The sequence below is a fragment of the Roseofilum sp. KMC-1 genome (assembly GCF_057802075.1).
In genome coordinates this window covers 932,633-952,757 of sequence record NZ_CM173605.1, presented here as the reverse complement: position 1 = coordinate 952,757, position 20,125 = coordinate 932,633, and the positions used below count along the sequence as shown (strand labels likewise).

Below are 20,125 nucleotides of genomic sequence, written 5' to 3'. Positions count from 1 at the left end.
CTCGTGTAACTTGGATAAGTGAAGATAATGGAATTAACGTCTCAAAATCAGCATAGTCAATGCTCCGTGCTAAACCCGGCTTTTTGAAGAGTAACTTAAGGTTTTGCAGCCATAGGGCTAGATTGATGACAATGGCCTTCACCAACATGGCCGAGGGAGTTCAGCGCTGTATCAAAACGTTGTACCTCTTCGGGACTGAGTTGCGATCGCCACATCGACTCATCCACCTCCACTGTGCCATTTTTAGCCAATTTCGCCAACGGCTCAAAACCCAAAGCACCCACATTAATTTCATCTTCAGCCGGGGCACTACCATCCCCAAAAATGTGATCCAAATGGAATGTAGCCTCTAAATAACCCAACTCATCTGCACTCACAATTCCCTTTCTTTGATCTCCCACAAATTCGCCGCAGCTATAGGCATATTCTCGATCCACACTCACCTTAAAATTAATCGTTTGCTCCCCTTTTTTCGCCACACCATCCATGAGTAGAGTATGACCTTGGGCTGGCCCTTCCGCCGCCGGAACCATTTGCCAAGAAAGGGCATTATAAACCCCCGCCGGTACATCCTCAAGTTGAGCCACTAAAATCGGTTCCGCATCCGCCTCTCCTGCCGCTAAATCTACCATTTGGGGAGAACTCAAATCCAGGGTAGTCTTCGCCTGCATTTCTTCATCCACTTCTGCATTAAATGGCGGATCAGTCTGATAAGCCCTGACTTGGCCTAAACTCACATAGACATGATTAAATTCAATTTGCCAACCATCTTTAGAGGTAAATCCTTGACGGACAAAATCTTCACCATTAGCCTGAAAGCTGAGGCTTCCGGTACTTTCTCCATCGGTTTCTGTTGGGGGTGCAGGACTTTGACACCCCATCAGACTACTCGCGACTAAAAAAGCCGTCATCCAGATCTGCAAACGTTGATTGATCATAGCTTTTTTTAACTGGACATCCGTTTCTAGTCAATCGAATCTCTCTAGAAAATACAATGCCCCCTATGGGGATAAAAAAGATGGCTCATGAAGAATAAAATAGCTTTAAAGCCTATGGTATCAAGGGTTTAGTCACTCTGTTAAAAAATGATGATCTTTTTTCAGGGTGAAAAAAATTCCTCCAGAATCTGATATAATTTCCTTAAATGTTTTCAGTCATCATCGCTATGAATTGGACAGCCGCCCTACCCCCCTTTTTTGTCACCCTCCGGGAAGGATTTGAAGCCGCTTTAGTCGTAGGCTTAATTCTGGCCTGTTTATATAAGGCGAAACAAACCCATTTAAACCCCTGGGTGTATGGGGGAATTGCTTTGGGTTTAATCGGTAGCGTGGTGGTGGGGCTGTTGTTAACCTGGGGAATAGAGGGCTTAAGTGTGGCTTATCCCCAGTATGAAAAGGTGATTAAACCCCTATTAGAAGGCGTATTTGGCACAATAGCGATTGGGATGCTCAGTTGGATGTTATTGTGGATGACCCAACAATCGCGATCGCTCAAAATGGAGATCGAAACCTCCCTTTCCCATGCCTTGGTTCAAGATGCAGGTGCAGGATGGGCCGTATTTACCCTCGTCTTAATCGCCGTTCTCCGAGAAGGATTTGAAACGATCGTTTTCCTGCTTTCCTATTTTCAACAAGGATTAGTCCCTTGGTTCGGGGGAGCCGTGGGTTTGAGTGTGGCGATCGCATTGGGTATCCTCATTTTTCAAGGGGGAATTCAAATCAATATCCGCCTCTTTTTTCAAATCATGGGACTTCTTTTACTCCTGATTATTGGCGGCTTATTACTCTCTGCCCTGGCCAATTATGACACTGCCCTTAATCGCTGGGTTGACCTCCATCCTCAAGCTCAATTCCTCTGTTTCCATCTCTCCGACTCCTCCTGTATTCTCGGCCCCAAGGTTTGGGATACCTCCGCTATTTTACCCGATCGCCAATTTCCCGGCATCCTCCTCAAAGCCCTCTTCGGATATCGACAATACCTCTATGTCGTACAAGCTGTCGCTTATTTAATGTTTATCACCCTCATGGGCGGACTCTATTTTCGCACTCTTAATCACACCTCCAGAAAAACCCTCCCATTAAGCCCTTAATGATGATACGCTCCCGGTTCAGGTTGAAACGGTGCTATCTTTTCCGTCACCTCTACTCCCAATTGCTCCAACATCGTCCGCAGCACCCCATCCACTTCTAACCGTAAATACTCTGGGGTAATTTCTACCGGAATATGACGATTTCCCAGATGATAGGCTGCTCGGAGCAGATCGATCTCCCTTTCCGAGGTCACCTCTAACACCGGTTCCGGTTTAGCCACCACTTGTACAATGATATCGGCGATCGCCGTTTGCAACAGATCCCCATCCTGGAGAACCGTCCCCCTCGGTAATCGTAACTCAACCCTCATCCCCTCTGAAGTTTGTCCTTGGTATCGACTGCGGGTTCGTTCCCAAGCCGTTAACGGGAGAGTAAAGGCAATCCGGGGATGATCTAAACGTAAACAGCGCTCAGTCAGAGTAATTGTCATAGGATGGGGAATAGGGTAGATGAACTGCCAGTAGCCACCTGATAGAGTAAGCATTGAAACAGGTGAAAATTTCACTGATCGACTAAAGTTAGTTTAACAGATGCTTTCTTGAGCAAAGGTGGCATGAGTAACTGTCTATTGCCCCATCTCTCTATCCCCATTAAAATCGAGGAAGACCATCATTGTGTGGAGTTTCCGGTTGACGGTAGGGGGAATCGATCGCTCTAAACTCCCGAAAAATGATGCGATCGCGACCCTGTTTTTTCGCATCGTACAAAGCTTGATCCGCAATTTCAAACAACTCTTCTCCTGCTATTTCATGAGTCGGAATAGTTGAGGAAAATCCCATACTCATCGTGATAAATGGACTCACCAAAGAAGCTTGATGCTCAAGGGATAATTGACGGATATTGCATTGGATTTCTTGGGCAACGATCCAAGCCCCCGATGCTTGAGTATTGGGCAGCAACACCACAAACTCCTCTCCCCCATATCGAGCCACTAAATCAGCCGGTCTTTTTAAGGCTTTTCTAATCGTTTCAGCTATTTTTTGTAAGCATTCATCTCCCATTTGATGTCCATAGGTATCGTTATAGCGCTTAAAATAATCCACATCACAGATAATCATAGATAAGGGAGCTTTCTCCCTCGCCAGTCGATACCATTCCCGCTTAAAGGTTTCTTGTAAACATCGACGGTTAGCCACTTGGGTTAAGCCATCTAAATTAGCCAGTTGATTTAATTCTTGGTTCACCCGTTCTAATTCAGCCGTTCTTTCAGCCACTTTTCGTTCTAAAGTATAGGAATAGTCCCGGAGTTGCTCATAAAACAGGGCATTCTGAATTGAGGCAGCAGCTTGGGATGCCAGGGCGCTAAATAACTTAAGATCTTGAGCCGTATATTCTACGGGGCGATCGCTACTAATTTGAATCACCCCTAATTTCCCCGTTTGCGTCATTAACGGACAACACATCATAGACCTAATTTCAAAATCTTGATCAATAAAGCGAGAGTCCAAGGTCACTTGATTCACAATTTCTGCTTTTCCCGAATTAAAAACATGGCCATAAATACCAACATTTGGAGTAATCAACTTCCCTAAAAATACTTCATTTTGCTCCCTATTAGGATAAAAAGTTTGTAGAGCTTTTTCATGGGAATTGTAAATCATCACAACGAAGGCATTACCCGGTATTTGTTTGAGAGCCTCATTGGCTACCAGCTTGATCACTTCATTGACATGCAAACAGGTAGACATTTTAGAAGAAATATCATATAAAAAATTTAATTCTTCGTATTTATCTAAAGCGTCAACTGCTAAAACTTTCTTATTAACTTCTGTTTCAATTAAGGCGATCATTAACTGAGTAATAGGATGATTGATATCTCGGCTCACAACCCAACCTAAAGTTCGATCTTCTACAACAATTTCATATCCTTGATTATCGGCAAGCGTGAGATCTCCCAAAATAGGGATTTTATCTTCATCTAAAATCCCTATCTGATGATCGTCATTAATGAGGTTCTGAATTATTTTTTTCATCCTCGGCTTGACGATGACTTTCTTAAAATTTAGATTGATCATTCAACTTTACTCATTTAGAAATCCAAGAATTTCCCTTGATTTAGCCAGCACCTCTTTGGGACGAAATGGTTTAGTCATATATAAATCAGCTCCCACAGCTATGCCTGTTTTTTTATCAAATTCTTGACCTTTGGCGGTCAACATAATAATATAGATATTATCAAAATTAGAGTTTTGCTTAACTTGGGCACAAACTTCTAACCCATTCATTTTCGGCATCATTACATCCAAAAAAACTAAATCGGGATGTTCTTGTATAATCAGATCCCAAGCCTCTTTTCCATTTTTAGCCGTTAGTAAAATCACACCATCTTCATCTTCCAGCTTTTCCAGCGCTTGTTCCATCAAAATAAGGATGTTCGGTTCATCATCAACAATTAAAACTTTTTTAGTCATTGAATTCCTCTATGTGTGTTCTAACAATTTTCGGATCGAGGGGAAGTAAACAAGAAAATTTACTTCCTTGATTCAGGGCACTTTCAACCCAAATTTTACCTCCATGATATTCAATAATTTGTTTACAAATGGCTAATCCCAATCCGGTTCCTTTCGGCTTGTTAGTTAAAATATCCCCCACTTGCTTAAACCGATCAAATACAGTATCTTGATGTTCTGGAGCAATTCCTATACCGGTATCAATGATGGAAATTAGCAAGTGATTCTCCACCACTTTAGCTTCACAAGTAATCGTTCCTTGTTCCGTGAATTTTACGGCATTAGAGATGAGATTAATCACCACTTGAATGAGGCGATCGGTATCTACTTCAATGATCGGTAAATTGGGATCAATTTTTTTAATCAATTGTAAATTATTACCTTCAATTAAAGAAGAAGTAACAGAAATTGCTCGCTCTAAAATGACTTGTGGCTCAACCGCTTGAATATTCCAATCGACTCGCCCAGACTCCATTTTTGCGATATCTAAAACATCATTGATTAAGTAAGTTAATCGTTCAGCTTCGGCGATAATAATCTCAATATTACTACTAACAGCTAGAACCGCACGCTTGACTTTTCTATTTTCCTGGGATGTGACTGGAAAAATAATCTCCTCTAGCTTTTCCTGAATCATTTCTGCAAACCCCAAAACCGAAGTTAAAGGCGTTCTTAATTCATGGGAAACTGTATTCAAGAAATCGGTTTTCATCCGATCGACTTCCCGTTCAACTGTAACATCTCGAATGAGAATAACTGAACCCATACATTGATCTCCTTCTGTTTCCTCTCCTTCTTTAATAATACTGGTTGCCAAAGCTTGGCCTTCCCGATTATTTCCTAACTTCACATCAAGGGTGATAATTTCCTGACTGCGATGTTGAATACTTTGAATTAAATCATCTAACTCTGGGGAAAAAATCGTCCAAATTTTCTGACCTTTGAGTTGCCATGGTTCTAAATTAAACATGGATAAAAAAGCAGGATTAAATCGGGTTACTCTGCCTTGGGTATCAGTGACTAATAAGCCATCAGCTAAATTATCAACAATGGCATTTAAATCAGCGAGGGTTGTTCGGAGTTCAATGGATCGCTTTTGCGCCTGATAGAGCAGTTCTGCTTGTTGTAGAGCCACGCCTAATTGAACGGCTATTTTATGAGTAAATTCAATTTCTTTGGGTTGCCAAGTCCGGGCTTCCGAACATTGATGAATACAGAGCAGACCCCATAACTGTTCACCTTTAACTAGGGGTAAAACTAAATTCGCACGAATTTGAAATTCTCTTAAAATATCAAAATAGCAAGGGGATAAATTTGCTGCATAAATATCAGAAATCGCTTGAATTTTACCCTGTCTATAATGAATGGCATGATGGTAACTAAAACAATAATCATGAACTTTTTTAGTTAAGGTGGATTCAAATCTGGGTAAGACATCTTCAGAAACAAATTCTCCTTGATTACAATGGGATTGCTGATCGAACTCAAAAATAGCCACGCGATCGGCATTGAGCAGTTGTCGCACTTCTGTTGCAGCAGTTTGAAAAATGGTCTCTAAGTCTAGGGTGCGGCGAATTTTATCAATGACTTGAGCGATCGCCCGCTCCCGTTCTGCTTCTTCGGCTAACTCATCGGCTCGTTGCTTTAACTGTGCTTCTAGGGTACTTTGCAACTCGCTAGAGCGCTGTTGGGTTTGGGCTAAGAGTTGGGCTTGCTGAATGGCGACTCCTAATTGGGAACTAATTTGAATTAAGAAATTAATTTCAATCTCTTGCCAATCTCTCGATTCTGAGTTTTGAAAGGTTGCTAATAAGCCCCATAAGCGCTGGTGTTGATAAATAGCGACAATAGCATAGGCTCTGGCTTGATAGGATTCTAAGGCCTCAATGTAACAGGGGGAAAAATTACTGGCATAAATATCGGCACAAACGCGAAATAATTGCCCTTGCTGAAAGAGTTGTCCTTGGGTTTCCTGTAAATGGGTATCAGTGATGGCCAAATCTTGTAGCGTTTTGAGGCTACATTCACTAATATTCATATTTAAATTGGAATTTTCTTGTTGCCAAAGAATTAAGGATTTCCAAGTGGGATCGACGGAATCCACTACAAATTCCCCGCTCCAATCTTCGTTAAAGCGATAAATGACGACTCGATCCGCTTTGAGGAGTTGACGGACTTCATCGGTGGTGGTGCGAAAAATGGTATTGAGATCGAGGGATTGACGGATTTTGGTAATGACTGCGGCGATCGCCTGTTCCCGTTCTACAGCCTGAGCCACCGCTTGAGCTAACTGCTCAGACTGTTGTTTTTGCACGGCTAAGACTTCAGCCTGTTGCAAAGCAACCCCTAAATGAACGGCAATATGGGAGACAAATTCCATTTCTTGGGGTTGCCAACATCGAGGAGTTAGGCAGTGATGAATACACAGCAATCCCCATAATCTCTCTCCCTTGAGGAGGGGAACGACTAAATTAGCTCGGACTTGGAATTTGGCTAAGATTTCAATATGACAAGGATTTAAATTTTGTGCATAAATATCATTGCAAACCCAAATGCGCCCTTCTTGATAATATTGGGCATAGAGATCGCCAAAACAGTGGTCTTCAATCCGAGCCGCTAAAGTGGAAGGGAAAGGAGGTAAAACATCCTCAGAGACAAATTCCCCCCATTGATAATCAGAGTTCTCACCAAACTGATACATCCCCACCCGATCCGCATTCAACAGTTGGCGCACTTCTCTAGCGGTGGATTGGAAAATCGTCTCCACATCCAGAGATTGGCGAATACGAGTAATCACAGCTAAGAGGGCTTGTTCTTGGGCAACTTGAATGGGTTTGGGCTGACTTTGGGTTTGTTTTTCAAGTTCCCATACCCGCGCTCTGAGGCGTTCAATTTCCTCTTGAAGGGCAGTATATTCACTGGCTTTAACCACAATATACTCATCGGACATGGGATTTACACAGCAGGGAAAGTGATAGGAATTGCGTTGAATGGTAGCTTGGCCAGTATAAAAGATGGGAAGGTAAAGTGGGCGTAAAGAAGTTTAAACCTTTTGCTTCTTTTTCCTGGCAATGGCTATTTTCTTATCTTCCCAACAATAAGGGATACAACCGGTATGTTGTATCCCTTTACAATTGTTAATTTTTGCGAGGCGAGAGCAAAAGTTATAAGCGAGTCTGCCAGATGGCGATCGCCTTTTGAGCTTCTGCATAAGCAGCCGTATTTTCCGGAACCAACTGGGCAGCAGCGATCGCTGCTGCTGGGCCATTACTGGCTAACCGACGGTAGGCAATCTTGAGAATTTCACTACTCCATTGGTTGGCTAATTGTTGGGCTTGGCTATATCGGGGTTGATCGGCTCCAATGCTCTTCACCTGGGCGATCGCCTGATTATAAGAAGAGGCTTGATTAGGTCTAATCTTACTGCTGGCTTGTTGAATCACCGCTTGATTGGCTTGAGATTGACCGGCCTGTTGTTGCCAAGTCGCAATTGAACTTTGAGCTGACGCATAAGCCGATACTTCCGGGGGTACAAGCTGGGCAGCAGAGATCGCCCCCTCAAATTGCCCCTGAGCCGCCCGACCCATGGCAATATCCATAATCGCCTGACTCCATAGCTCAATTTTGCCTTGAGCCTCTGCATAGGCGGGATTATCAGCCGAAATTTTTCGCGCTTCTTCAATCGCCTTCACATAAACTGAGGCTTGCTGAGATCCCAATACCTTCGTTACCTCCGTCAAGCTGGGAGGATTCGCTGGCTTAGGCTGGGGAGCAGGTGGGGTTACATTCGCCGGAGCTTGGGGAACCGGTTGCGGAGCAGGGGCTGGAGGAGCCGCTTCCGGAGCAGGAGCCACAGGGGCTGGAGAAGCCGCTTCCGGAGCAGGGGCAGGAATCACCACCACTTCCGAAGGACTTGGAGCAGCCGTTGGAGCTGGCGATCCTGCCACTGGCTCAGTCACCGCCGGGGTTGGTTGTCCTTCCACGGTGGTTAACGCATTGCGATTGCGTAAAAATACTCCCCCAATTAAAATCAGAGCAATACCCCCCCAAGCCAGAATCAGTAATCGCCAAAATTGTGCATCTTCTTCATTGGACTTGGGGTCTTGAGATTGGGTTTTTTTGTCAGGTTCCATAGGCTTACTACGAATATCTGTTGAGGTTTTCTGGGCAACAGGGCTTGGCTGAGGAACGCCCCCAGAACCGGAAGGAACACTTAATGGTTCGGCGGCACTGGAGGACTGAGAAAGGGTTTCCTCTGTTTCGGGTTCCTCAATCGGTAAAATCACCCGATGCACTCGGCCGGGAGGATTTACCACCATCAAGGCTTGTTGGTTGGGTCGATTATGTTGATCGCTCAATTCCATTAGCCGACGGTGCAGATAATGATCTAAACTCGCTAATGTACTGCATTGACCCGATCGCAATCCTTCCAGCAAAGCAGCCGTAAATAACCCTTGTCGTAATTCTAAGGTCTCTTGGGAAAATTGACCCGGTTGACAAGAAAGAAGGGTCGAAATTTCTAGTTCTCTGGCTAAATTAGCGGTTTGATTGCCTAAGAGTCCCCCAACTTGCAAACTCGATGGCCGATTCATATCTAACACCACCAAGAGATTTTGCGTCGGTAAATGGGCAAGAGAATTGAATAACCAAGCCATAGAGATGCCTGTGGTGGTGACTTGATTGGGATCGCTCTCAATGGGCATCAGATAGTCTTGACCATCGACACTAGACCCATAACCACTAAAGAAAAGCCAGAGGTGATCTTCTGGATCAAGCTGGAATTGGGGATGGTTTCCCCGACAAATTTTGTCGATCCATCCTTCTATTGTAGGGCGATCGGGGTATGTCGATTCACCCTGAATAGACTGAGAAACTTCACTCAAGAGTAAGCATTGATCCAGGGATAATCCAGCTTGATACGTCCAAAAATCAGAAAATGCCTGGGCATCTTGTTGGGCATAGCTTAACGGCTGGAAATGCTGATACTGATTAATGCCAATGGCGATCGCCCTAGTTTTTCCCATAACCCACTCCTAAAATATATCTATGCCTTGATCGTTAGTATCTTTGAATTTGTCTTTAATGTATCGGGTATTGTCCTTGGTCACAAGAGGATGGGGAGATGGGAAAGATGGGCCGGATGGGGAGAAATGACTGATTCCCTCTTGCTTTTTGCCTCTTCCCTTCTGTATAATTGAAAGGTTGTGGAAAAATTGCCCTCTCCAAAGAGACTCTGACATCCTATGGCTGTTCCAAAGAAGAAAACCTCTAAAACCAAACGCAATCAACGTCGCGCTGTCTGGAAACGCAAAGCAGCACTACAAGCCCAGAAAGCTATGTCTCTGGGTAAGTCCATCCTTACCGGACGATCCAATTTTGTTTATCCTTCTGATGAGGATGAAGAAGAAGAATAAATTGCCCATCAACCCTGGGGAAAGGTCTGAGAATGGGTGGCATCTGGTCACCCATTCTTGATTATGATAGAAACGAAAACCCTCAAAGTTTTGTTGTATGGCAATTGGCAAGTTTTTTCACAAACCCGATCCATCTTTAGAAGATCGCACCCCACCAGGACAACACCTCAGTAAAGGATTTCCTGTCCTCACTTATGGGGAAACACCTGACGTTACTGCCGATAGCTGGCAATTAAAGGTATGGGGATTGGCCAAAGAAACAACTTTTACCTTCTCTGACTTGATGGCCATGCCCCAGCATGACTTTACTAAAGATTTTCACTGTGTTACCCACTGGTCAAAACTGGATGTACAGTGGCGTGGGGTTCGAGTCACAGATTTGATGCAACAGGTAGACCTGAATCCTAAAGCGACCCACATCATGCAACACGCTTATGGAGGATATACCACAAATCTCACTCTGGAAGATTTTTTAAAAGAAGATAACTTCTTTGCACACAGGCTCTTTGGTGAACCCCTACCCCCAGATCATGGGGGGCCAGTTCGCTTAGTGATTCCCCATCTATACGCCTGGAAAAGCACTAAATGGATTAATGGCTTAGAATTTCTCGATCGCGAAGAACTAGGATTTTGGGAGCGCAACGGCTATCACCGCCGGGGAGAACCCTGGGCACAAGAGCGATACAGTGGATAATGGGTTGAGTCAACGACTATTTAACTGCCAAATCAATAATAAATGCGGTTCCCTGACCGAGTTGAGATTCACATCTCAACTGTCCATTATGGCGTTCAGCGATAATTTGTTGGCTCAAGGATAGTCCCAGTCCTGTGCCTTTGCCTAGGGGCTTGGTGGTAAAGTAGGTATTAAACACTTGCTCCTGAATCTCTGGAGTCATTCCCATGCCATTATCAGTGATGCGAATTTCTACCGAGTCAGCAGAGAGTAAGCGAGTCGAGATCTGAATCTGGGGATTTTCTGTAGCATAATTCTCTTGTTCGAGTTTTTCCTCGATCGCATCGATAGCATTACTTAACAAGTTCATGAAAACTTGATTCAGTTGTCCCCCATATCCCAGAACTTGGGGAATATCGCCATAGTTTTTTTGCACGACGATCTCCGGTTGATTGCCCTTGGCTTTCAAGCGATTATGTAAAATCATCAAGGTACTCTCCAAACCTTCATGAAGATCTACCGGTTGCAGGGTTTGATCGTCAGTGCGGGAAAAATGGCGTAGACTTCTGACCAGTTGCTGAATGCGGTTGGCTCCCACTTCCATCGATGTCAGCACTTGGGGTAAATCTTCCACTAAAAACTCCACATCCATCGTCTCTTGAGCCTCTTCAATTTCAGCGACTGGTTCGGGATAGTGGGTTTGATAGAGTTCGACTAAGGCTAACAAATCTTGAGTATAGGCGATCGCATGGGTCAGATTTCCACAGACAAAGCTCACCGGATTATTAATTTCATGGGCTACTCCCGCCACCAACTGCCCCAAGGAAGACATTTTTTCCTGTTGTACCAATTGACTTTGAGCCAGTTGTACTTGATCTAAAGCTTGTTGCAGTGCTTCTGACTGTTGACGATAGGAAGCCTCTGATGCTTTGAGGGCTAATTCTGCTTGTTTGCGATCGGTAATATCCTGAACCATGCCTTCATAATAGAGCAGGATTCCCGCCGAATTCTGCACTTCCCTAGCCGTTTCCGAAATCCAAATCACTTGGCCATTCCGTCGGCGAATTTGGGATTCAAAACCCCGTACCCGTCCCTGTTGCTTTAAGGTTCCTACAAACTCCTGCCAGCGATTTGTATCCAGATAGAAATTACCCAACTTAATCCCTTCACTCTTGAGAGTTTCTACACTAGAATAACCATAAATCTCAGCTAGAGCAGGATTTGCACTAATTAACTTACCTTCTGGAGTGCATTGAAACATACCCTCCATGGCATTTTCAAACATTGAGCGATATTTTTCTTCGGCTTGATCTAAAGCAATTTCCACTTGTCTCCGTTTGGCGACTTCATCGGCTAACTCTAAGTTAACTTGGGCCAACTGCTGAGTGCGTTTCACCAATCTTTGATGAACATTGGGGGTTACATGGGGGCCAACGGCCTCAGAGAAATTCATCCGTCGAATATAAGTATGGGTTGTCGAATCCTGTTCATACAAGTACATAGCATTGTTTCCCCCCTAGGATTACGCAGCTCTATTTATTAGTATCTAAGAATTCATGAAATCTTGATGTGATAATACTGTTGTCAACTTGTGATTTTTTCCCTGAAAAAGTGTGATATGAATTACAGACTATTCAAAAAGTTTAGAATAGCAGCCTGGGACTCTCAATCCCAGATCCAGGCTAATCTGTTGGGCTTACTTGGCGCAATTGCCTTATCCTGCCTAGGTTTTCCCGCCTTTGCTGCCGAATTAAGACAATGGCAATACGATCCGATTAAAACCGAATTAGAGTTAACCCTTCAAGGGGAGATCACCCCCCACTACTTCATTTTAGAGAATCCCCTGAGAATTATTTTAGAATTACCAGATACGCAAATTCAAGAGCCGGTGGAGCATTTTTTTTACTCAGGATCGATTCAGAAAATTTCCTTAGAGCGTTTGAGTTCTGAGAAAACAAGGTTGATTTTAGTTCTGTCTCCTGGAGTGACGTTAGCTCCAGAATTAGTGGCGATCGCATCCTATCCCACATCTGACGGACTATCCAGAACCGTGATTCGTCCTTTAATCACCAACTCCAGCTCAACATCAGCCCTAAATCTGCCCCCAGCTACGTTTGAACCGCCAGCTAATCAGCCCCTAGTGTCTGTTCCTCCCCTCTTTCGCCGTCAGTCTCCAGCCCAAACCCCAGACACTCAAGAACCGACTCCTGGGGCATCAGCCGCTTCCCTGATCACCCAACCGGCATCCATAGAAACCACCCCCGATTTAGTCGGTATGAGAAGGCCCTCCCCACCCCCCGAACCTAGCCCGGATATCCCCCCCATTCGTTCTACAGTAATTCCGGTGATCGAATTTGGACAAGAACTGCCCCCCTCTAATACCAGGATGAGAATGGCCCAGACCCCTAGCTCCGCTCTGCCTCGTGGAACGGTTTTAAAATTGCGCTATCCAGGGCCAGAGAGCCTAGTTCTCACTCCCGGTATTCCTCTACAAGAAGTGTTAATTGTTCATGAAGCGATCCCAGATTGGTCAGGAGATTTACTGATTCCAGTGGGAACGCGGGTGATTGGACAATTTGAAACCCAAGGGCAACACATTCGCTTTCAAGCCATAACCCTGGTTCTCGGAGGCGATCGCACCTTCCCCCTTCAAGGACAATCCGATCCCCTCACTTCTCCCATTGTTCAACCGGGACAGGTGATTGAGGTTCGTTTAGGGGGATAGGGAGATGGGGGGATGGGGAGATGGGGGAATGGGGGGATGGGGGGATGGGGAGATGGGGAGATGGGGAGTGCGAGCATCTTGCTGGCTATGAACTGCCAACTTCATACTACAATTGTGCTATACCTTTTGGGGTAATATCTATATAATCTTGTGCAACAGCTTAGGGAGGTCAGCCTATCGATACCATCTACGGCAACATTCAAGGATTAAAGCCGAGTCAACTCAAACAACTGCAACGGCTGTATCATCAACGACTACCGGGCGATCGCCTAACTACATCCGAATTTGCCCAGCGCGTTGCTGCCATCAGTTCTGAAATTAATCAACCCGTCTGTAGCTACATTAACCGTCGCGGCCAAGTCATTCGCGTGGGGGTTGGGAGTCCCCACCAAACCCAGATCCCCCCTCTAGAACTCCCCCGCTATGGCATGGAGCGACTGAGCGGTATTCGCTGTATTGCCACCCAGCTCAAGCAAACTCCGCCCAATAAATCATCCCTGACAGCCATGGCTTTGCAACGGTTGGATGCCCTAGCCGTCTTAACCCTCAGTGGTGGGGGTTCCTATCGCAGTGGGAAAGGGGCGACGGGATATGTGAAATCAGCCTATCTCGCCCATTTAATTGCCGATCCCCAAATGAATTGGATTCTTTCTCCTCCCGTGAGTTTGGAGCAATTGACCGATTCTGATTTTCTGGACTTGGTGGAAGGGCTAGAAAGTGAATTTCGCAAAGAAGCGGTTGCCCAAGCGGTTGATTCGGAGCAAGACCGGGTGTTATTGGTGGGTTTACAAGTGGATCGAGTGACTCCAGACCGCTTTTTAGAAGGGTTGCAAGAGTTAGCGCGGTTGGTGGAAACGGCTGGCGGTATGGTTTTGGAGACTATGCAGCAGAAGCGATCGCAGCCCCATCCACAAACGGTTGTCGGTAAGGGTAAGGTTTCGGACATTGCCTTAACTGCCCAAACCCTGGGGGCAAACTTGGTGGTGTTTGACCGGGATTTATCCCCGGCTCAGGTGCGAAATTTGGAAACCCAAATCGGCATTCGGGTTTTAGACCGCACTGAGATCATTTTGGATATTTTTGCTCAACGGGCCCAGTCTCGCGCTGGTAAGCTTCAGGTAGAGTTGGCCCAACTGGAGTATATGCTGCCTCGGTTAACCGGGCGCGGTGAAATGATGTCCCGGTTGGGGGGAGGTATTGGGACGAGAGGGCCGGGGGAAACGAAGTTAGAAACGGAGCGGCGGGTGATTTCCCGGCGCTTGTCTCGATTGCAGCGAGAGGTGAATGAGTTGCAAGCTCATCGAGGCCGGTTGCGTCATCAACGGCAACATCGGGAAATTCCGGCGATCGCCATTGTCGGCTATACGAATGCCGGTAAATCTACTTTGCTCAATACCCTAACCAATGCCGAAGTTTATACTGCTGACCAATTGTTCGCCACCCTTGATGCCACCACCCGTCGCTTAGTCGTTCCCCATGGGGTGACTGGAGACCCCCAAACGATTCTGGTGACAGATACGGTGGGATTTATCCATGAGTTGCCCCCACCCCTGGTGGATGCCTTCCGGGCGACTTTAGAGGAAGTAACCGAAGCTGATGCCCTGTTACATTTGGTCGATCTCTCCCATCCTGCTTGGCAGCAACAAGTGGAGTCAGTGACTTCTCTATTATCCGATCTGGCGATCGAGCCTTGTCCCAATTTAATGGTGTTTAATAAAATCGATCGGGTCGATGGCGATACCCTAGCCCTAGCCCAAGAAGATTATCCCCAAGCCCTGTTTATCTCAGCCAGCCAGCGTTTCGGACTGGAAACCCTGCGCCACAAGCTCGGTCAACTGGTGTATTATGCAGCCCATCAGAGCTAGGTAGAGGTCAAGGTTCTGGGAGCGATCGAACAACGTCATGCACTACTGTTGATATGAGAAAATGAATTGAAAATCAGCCTTCTTGGGACTTAAGATAAAACGGGAACACCATACTGCGGCGATCGTGACTGGCCCGAATTTCGTATTGAATGATTAAATCCACTCGCCCTTCTTCTTGACGAGGAAGGGTTAAAACTTGCCGCACAATAATTCGCGGTTCCCACTGTTCTAGAGCTTCTTGCACCCAAATTCGCATCAGAGTTAAGGTCTCTTGGTTCATTGGTGCAAAGGCTAATTCTGATAAGCGACAGCCAAAGTTAGGGCGATAGACTCTCTCTCCTAGGTCAGTCATCAGAATAATGACCATGGACTCGCGAATATTGAGATCTTCGGCACTCAGGGCTAAACTGCCTTGGCGAGTTATCTGTAAGGGAAAGGAAACCCCTTGACCGACAAAGGGACGGCGCTGTTTAGATAAGGGCGATGAATTGACCATGATTTATAGGCTTTTTCCTGGTAATGAGTAATGCTAAGGCGATCGGGACATTAATATTCTATAATAGAGAATCAATAGGTCAAAGTTCTCTCTGAAAAAGTGAGACCGATTAGCCTAAATTTTGAAGGATTGTGGAAACTTAAGCAAGGGGCTTTCTATGAGTAGTGAATTAGTTGTCTTAGCGTTTGATAATGAAGCAGATGCTTATGCCATGCGAGATAAACTGGCTCAATTACAAAAGGAATATCTAATTGAGCTAGGAGATGCTGCTATTGTTAAACGCGATGCTAAGGGTAAAGTCAAAATTGACCAAGCCGTTGATTTGGTGACGGCTGGTGCATTAGGTGGCGCATTTTGGGGGATGTTAATTGGACTGTTGTTTTTTGTCCCTTGGTTTGGGGCGGCTGTTGGAGCCATTACGGGTGCTTTGAGTGGGAAAGCAACGGATTATGGGGTGGATGATAATTTTATTAAAGAAGTGGGCCAAACGATTGAACCGGGTCATGCGGCACTATTTCTGCTGATTCAGAAATGGACAGAAGATAAAGTGATGGAGCAGTTGAGTCAATTTAATGCGAAAGTTTTGCGGACTTCTTTATCTAAAGAAGATGAAGAAAAACTGGCTAAAGCATTCTCGAAAGAACAAAAAGAACAAGCGATCAGTGCCTTAGAAAAAGAAGAGTAATCTGAAGGATTGGAGGGTTTGCTGATTCTTAACTGATACTGAATAAATTGAAGATGAATAGGGGGGGTTGGGTTAGGGCCCGATCTCCCTAAATTCCTAGGGTGATGCCAAAATTGGTTACAATAGAAAAATTAACCCTATGGATGAAAATTATATGTCAGCAAAATTGTTATTGGTGGATGATGAGCCGGGACTGCGGGAAGCGGTGCAAGCTTATCTCGAAGATTCAGGGTTTACGGTGGAAGTAGCGAATAATGCTATTGAAGGTTGGGAAAAAGCGCAACAAATTGTGCCGGATTTGGTGATTTCTGATATTATGATGCCGCAAGTGGATGGTTATCAGTTCTTGAAGCAGTTGCGGGAAGACGACCGGTTTAAGGCTTTACCTGTAGTATTTTTAACGGCTAAGGGCATGACTTCCGATCGCATTCAAGGCTATCAAGCGGGATGTGATGCCTATTTACCAAAACCCTTCGATCCCGAAGAATTAGAAGTAATCGTCAAAAATTTGCTCGAACGGCGGGCAGCAGCGAGTAATTCAACGGAATTGGATGATATTAAGCAACAATTGAATCAAATTCAGGGCATCCTGCAACAAGGGCATACGGTATCGACTCAAATCAGCCCGATTCAAATTGATTTTACCCCTAGAGAGCAAAGTGTTTTGAACTTAGTCACGGAAGGCTTGATGAATAAGGAAATTGCTCGCCGGTTAGATACGAGTGTACGAAATGTGGAAAAATATGTGAGCCGGTTGTTTGTAAAAACGGGAACGAATAGCCGCACGGAGTTAGTCCGGTTTGCGATCGAGCATGGATTAAATCAGTCTTAAGGGGAATGGGGGAATGGAGAAATGGGGGAATGACCCATTACCAGCCCCTAGCGCTCTAATTTTTAATTTTGCATTTTTAATTTTTAATTGATAATGACGTTATATATAGTAGCAACACCCATCGGCAATTTAGAGGATATGACGTTTCGGGCGGTCAAAGTTTTGCAGTCTGTAGAGGCGATCGCTGCTGAAGATACTCGTCATACGGGTAAGCTGTTGCAACATTTCCAAATTCAGACGCGGCAAATGAGCTGCTATGAACATAATCAACAGCAGCGTATTCCGGAACTGTTGGCGCTGATGCAACAGGGAAAGGCGATCGCCTTAGTCAGTGATGCGGGTATTCCCGGTATTTCCGATCCAGGGTATGAATTGATTCAAGCCACATTAGAAGCAGGACTCGATGTGATTCCTATTCCTGGAGCAAATGCGGCGTTAACGGCTCTGTCTGCTTCGGGTTTGGGGAGCGATCGCTTCTGTTTTGAGGGATTTTTACCCCCCAAAGGGAAAACCCGTCAACAGCGTTTAGAGATGCTCAAAACCGAAACCCGTACTGTAATTCTCTATGAAGCTCCCCACCGGTTGTCAACCACCCTGCAAGATTTAAGCGCTACCTGTGGAGCAGAGCGGAAAATCACTATTGCTCGCGAATTAACTAAACTCTACGAACAGTTTTGGCGAGGAAGTTTAAAGGAAGCGATAGACTATTATCAAGAGCATCATCCCAAAGGAGAGTTTACTCTGGTTTTAGCGGGTGCAGATATTGAGCATGTAGCGCTGTCTGACACTGCACTGAAAGCCGAGTTAGCTGATTTATTACAACAAGGATGGTCGCGATCGCAAGCCAGCCGCCACTTAGCGCAACTCTCCAATGTTCCCAAACGGCAATTGTACCAAATGGCCTTAGAACTGCCCGATGCGATCGATTCTTCCCCATAATCAATAAATCTTTAATTAAATACTATCCCCTAAATCCATATCAAGATTCAGGGGATAGAAAAAACTAGGTAAAAAGTGGACAGGCAACAATAGACTCCTTGTTTGATCGTTGAATTTTAAGCGGAGCGTTTGCGTAAGCCAAAAGCACTTAAGGCAGCAACCACACCTAAACCCAAAACACTAGCTGGCTCAGGGACGGAAGTAGCCATACGGAAGTTAACACCATCACCCGTGTTTTCCTTACCATTGAAGATAGTCCAATCGTCATAGCCTAACTTTAGAGTAATCGAGCTGACATCATAAAAAGTTTTGCTCTGAATATTACCATTGGGCCCTTTTGTGATGTAGTCAGGACTGGCTAAATCGACACCATTAATGGCCAGAATACCTGTTTCGTTGTTGCGCTCACTATCAAAGAAATCAACAAACAATTCCGACAAGGTTTTAGTGAAGGTAAATTTAAAAGTTCCGACTTCTAGTTGTCCGTTTTCTTCGTCTGTATCCACTGGGCGATACCAGAAACCACTGGAGTTGGTTCCCCCATCGACTGATGCGAAGCTGACGGTATCGGTTCCATCCGTGTAAGTATTTGCCCCACCTGTGACATCATCAACGAACAGACGGCTCTTCGCTCCTGTGGTTGAGTCTGTTAGGCTTTCAATGCTGGAAATTAAGTCAGGAAGAGAAATACAAGTTTCTAAGCAACCCAAGCCCACATCGAGTTCGCCTTCTTCTTGAGGAACCAGGGTTCCCGCAAATGCCGAAGATCCAAGCAGGGTAATGGCTAGAGTAGCTGTGGTTGCACTGATAGTAAATTGACTGAAGTGGTTAGCCATATCTGTAATCTCCTAGAATGTTCAAAGACTGGTTTGATATTGAATCTACTCCTATCTTAGGCCAAGAGAGCTATAGATTAGGTGAAGAAAGTAAGAAGATTACGAGTTTCTATGTAAAGATTTGATGAAAAGGGGAACGGCTGTCCGATAAAGCTTGTGTAAAAATCCTTAATTTTCTTCACTAAAATAGGGGTGACTTTCTAGAACACACGGAAAGCTTATCAGTGCTTTTACGGTGTACCCTAATCGCCGGAAGGTCTCTATCCTTTACAGAGTAAAGGTTGTAGGATTTGAACATTTGTTAACAGTGATTTTACTCTAATTAAAAAAAAATAGGCTAGATTAATTAATCGGGGTTACTTTTATGGCGACGGGGATGGGTCGCACGATCGCCGGGTTTTGCCTGTTCTACATACCAACGATACCACTCCTTAGAGCTACGAATGGCTAACCATAATAACAACAAAGCGATCAGTCCCCCTTGTTGGGGAGCATCAAAGGCGAATAAGACTAAAAATACACAGAGCAAATCTTGCAGGAAAATTGCCCATAGGGGAAGTCCTCGAAGACGATAGAACCATCCCGCTTGTACCAGTTGTAGAACGAGAGCTAAGATTCCGCCGACTCCACCAACGATCCAAATCATCCAGGGGGGTTGTTCGAGGGCAGTTTGGGCGATCGCCATTCCCATGATCGTTCCTACCACAGGACTAAACGCCACCTGAAGCAATTGCTGCACTCGTTGACCCAAAAGTTTCTTAGGTGCAACCAATTCAAACAATGACCAACTGACTAAGACCGCCAACACAACTTGGGGAGGAATTAAAGATAGAATAGGGACGCGAGACCATAGGGAGTCGCCATGTAATAGACCAATCACTAACAGGGGTAGCGCAATTCTGAGTCCAGCCGATGCAGAAGCTGAGAGGGCTGCTAAAAGCTCAACCATAATTTATCCACTTGTACAATCGATGAAGTATCAATGGTGGGGCATCCCATATTTGGATCGGAACAGAGACCAACATGGTGATATAGATCGCACCTGGAGTCCCTTCAGATGCTCCTCATCAGCCAGCACTCCCCCTCTATATTCAAGCTTGCCGATAGGGAACTCCTAAAG

The 20,125-nt window shown here is 45.1% G+C and carries 18 protein-coding genes; 8 read left to right on the top strand and 10 right to left on the bottom strand.

The annotated features are described in order from the left end of the window. Window positions 1-95: 95 nt before the first annotated feature. Window positions 96-938, bottom strand: coding sequence for a DUF4382 domain-containing protein (locus AC3FZD_RS04575; protein ID WP_488738996.1), 843 nt, complete (start codon window positions 936-938; stop codon window positions 96-98). Between the two features lie 227 nt (window positions 939-1,165). Between AC3FZD_RS04575 and AC3FZD_RS04570 the strand changes: the two genes are divergently transcribed. Further along, a complete protein-coding gene (locus AC3FZD_RS04570) occupies window positions 1,166-2,089 on the top strand; it encodes an FTR1 family iron permease (protein ID WP_488738995.1) in 924 nt (307 codons plus the stop codon). Here the strand turns inward: AC3FZD_RS04570 and ureE are convergent. The 5 genes from ureE to AC3FZD_RS04545 all read right to left on the bottom strand — a co-directional run bounded on the left by ureE (window position 2,086) and on the right by AC3FZD_RS04545 (window position 9,564). Next, the gene (gene ureE, locus AC3FZD_RS04565) at window positions 2,086-2,520 is read right to left on the bottom strand and encodes an urease accessory protein UreE (protein ID WP_488738994.1); all 435 of its coding nucleotides are present in this window, start codon (window positions 2,518-2,520) and stop codon (window positions 2,086-2,088) included. The two genes, AC3FZD_RS04570 and ureE, sit on opposite strands and share 4 nt — an antisense overlap. Before the next feature lie 160 nt (window positions 2,521-2,680). After that, window positions 2,681-4,063 carry a sensor domain-containing diguanylate cyclase gene (locus tag AC3FZD_RS04560; RefSeq protein WP_488738993.1) on the bottom strand — a complete coding sequence of 461 codons (1,383 nt, stop codon included), beginning with the start codon at window positions 4,061-4,063 and terminating at the stop codon, window positions 2,681-2,683. 48 nt (window positions 4,064-4,111) lie between these two features. Then, window positions 4,112-4,501, bottom strand: a complete 390-nt coding sequence (locus AC3FZD_RS04555) for a response regulator transcription factor (protein ID WP_488738992.1) — start codon at window positions 4,499-4,501, stop codon at window positions 4,112-4,114. Next, complete coding sequence (locus AC3FZD_RS04550) at window positions 4,494-7,490, bottom strand: GAF domain-containing protein (protein WP_488738991.1); 2,997 nt, start codon at window positions 7,488-7,490, stop codon at window positions 4,494-4,496. Before AC3FZD_RS04550 ends, AC3FZD_RS04555 begins: the two co-directional genes overlap by 8 nt. A gap of 214 nt (window positions 7,491-7,704) precedes the next feature. Next, a complete protein-coding gene (locus tag AC3FZD_RS04545) occupies window positions 7,705-9,564 on the bottom strand; it encodes a caspase family protein (protein ID WP_488738990.1) in 1,860 nt (619 codons plus the stop codon). A 219-nt stretch (window positions 9,565-9,783) separates the two neighbouring features. Between AC3FZD_RS04545 and rpmF the strand changes: the two genes are divergently transcribed. Next, the gene (gene rpmF / locus AC3FZD_RS04540) at window positions 9,784-9,954 is read left to right on the top strand and encodes a 50S ribosomal protein L32 (RefSeq protein WP_283754359.1); all 171 of its coding nucleotides are present in this window, start codon (window positions 9,784-9,786) and stop codon (window positions 9,952-9,954) included. Between the two features lie 97 nt (window positions 9,955-10,051). Continuing rightward, a complete protein-coding gene (locus AC3FZD_RS04535) occupies window positions 10,052-10,648 on the top strand; it encodes a sulfite oxidase-like oxidoreductase (RefSeq protein WP_488738989.1) in 597 nt (198 codons plus the stop codon). A 16-nt stretch (window positions 10,649-10,664) separates the two neighbouring features. On the opposite strand, the gene AC3FZD_RS04530 is transcribed toward AC3FZD_RS04535, so the two are convergent. Then, window positions 10,665-12,128, bottom strand: coding sequence for a PAS domain-containing sensor histidine kinase (locus tag AC3FZD_RS04530; RefSeq protein ID WP_488738988.1), 1,464 nt, complete (start codon window positions 12,126-12,128; stop codon window positions 10,665-10,667). 117 nt (window positions 12,129-12,245) lie between these two features. Between AC3FZD_RS04530 and AC3FZD_RS04525 the strand changes: the two genes are divergently transcribed. Both AC3FZD_RS04525 and hflX read left to right on the top strand, forming a co-directional pair. Then, window positions 12,246-13,352 carry an AMIN domain-containing protein gene (locus tag AC3FZD_RS04525; RefSeq protein WP_488738987.1) on the top strand — a complete coding sequence of 369 codons (1,107 nt, stop codon included), beginning with the start codon at window positions 12,246-12,248 and terminating at the stop codon, window positions 13,350-13,352. A gap of 176 nt (window positions 13,353-13,528) precedes the next feature. After that, window positions 13,529-15,217: a GTPase HflX gene (hflX, locus tag AC3FZD_RS04520; RefSeq protein ID WP_488740264.1), complete on the top strand. Its 1,689-nt coding sequence runs from the start codon at window positions 13,529-13,531 to the stop codon at window positions 15,215-15,217. Between the two features lie 73 nt (window positions 15,218-15,290). Here hflX and AC3FZD_RS04515 read toward each other — a convergent pair whose 3' ends face one another. Continuing rightward, window positions 15,291-15,713, bottom strand: coding sequence for a GPW/gp25 family protein (locus tag AC3FZD_RS04515; RefSeq protein WP_488738986.1), 423 nt, complete (start codon window positions 15,711-15,713; stop codon window positions 15,291-15,293). Window positions 15,714-15,870: 157 nt separating this feature from the next. On the opposite strand from AC3FZD_RS04515, the gene AC3FZD_RS04510 reads away from it, so the two are divergent. The 3 genes from AC3FZD_RS04510 to rsmI all read left to right on the top strand — a co-directional run bounded on the left by AC3FZD_RS04510 (window position 15,871) and on the right by rsmI (window position 18,169). Beyond that, window positions 15,871-16,398, top strand: coding sequence for a DUF1269 domain-containing protein (locus AC3FZD_RS04510; RefSeq protein WP_488738985.1), 528 nt, complete (start codon window positions 15,871-15,873; stop codon window positions 16,396-16,398). A 154-nt stretch (window positions 16,399-16,552) separates the two neighbouring features. Further along, window positions 16,553-17,230 carry a response regulator gene (locus tag AC3FZD_RS04505; protein WP_488738984.1) on the top strand — a complete coding sequence of 226 codons (678 nt, stop codon included), beginning with the start codon at window positions 16,553-16,555 and terminating at the stop codon, window positions 17,228-17,230. A gap of 93 nt (window positions 17,231-17,323) precedes the next feature. Then, window positions 17,324-18,169 carry a 16S rRNA (cytidine(1402)-2'-O)-methyltransferase gene (gene rsmI, locus AC3FZD_RS04500; protein WP_488738983.1) on the top strand — a complete coding sequence of 282 codons (846 nt, stop codon included), beginning with the start codon at window positions 17,324-17,326 and terminating at the stop codon, window positions 18,167-18,169. Window positions 18,170-18,285: 116 nt separating this feature from the next. Here the strand turns inward: rsmI and AC3FZD_RS04495 are convergent, their stop codons facing one another. Together AC3FZD_RS04495 and AC3FZD_RS04490 are read right to left on the bottom strand one after the other, a co-directional pair. Next, window positions 18,286-19,005, bottom strand: coding sequence for an LEVG family PEP-CTERM protein (locus AC3FZD_RS04495; RefSeq protein WP_488738982.1), 720 nt, complete (start codon window positions 19,003-19,005; stop codon window positions 18,286-18,288). A gap of 346 nt (window positions 19,006-19,351) precedes the next feature. Continuing rightward, on the bottom strand, window positions 19,352-19,954 hold the full coding sequence (locus tag AC3FZD_RS04490; RefSeq protein WP_488738981.1) for a DUF4126 domain-containing protein: 603 nt from the start codon (window positions 19,952-19,954) through the stop codon (window positions 19,352-19,354). Window positions 19,955-20,125 lie beyond the last annotated feature (171 nt).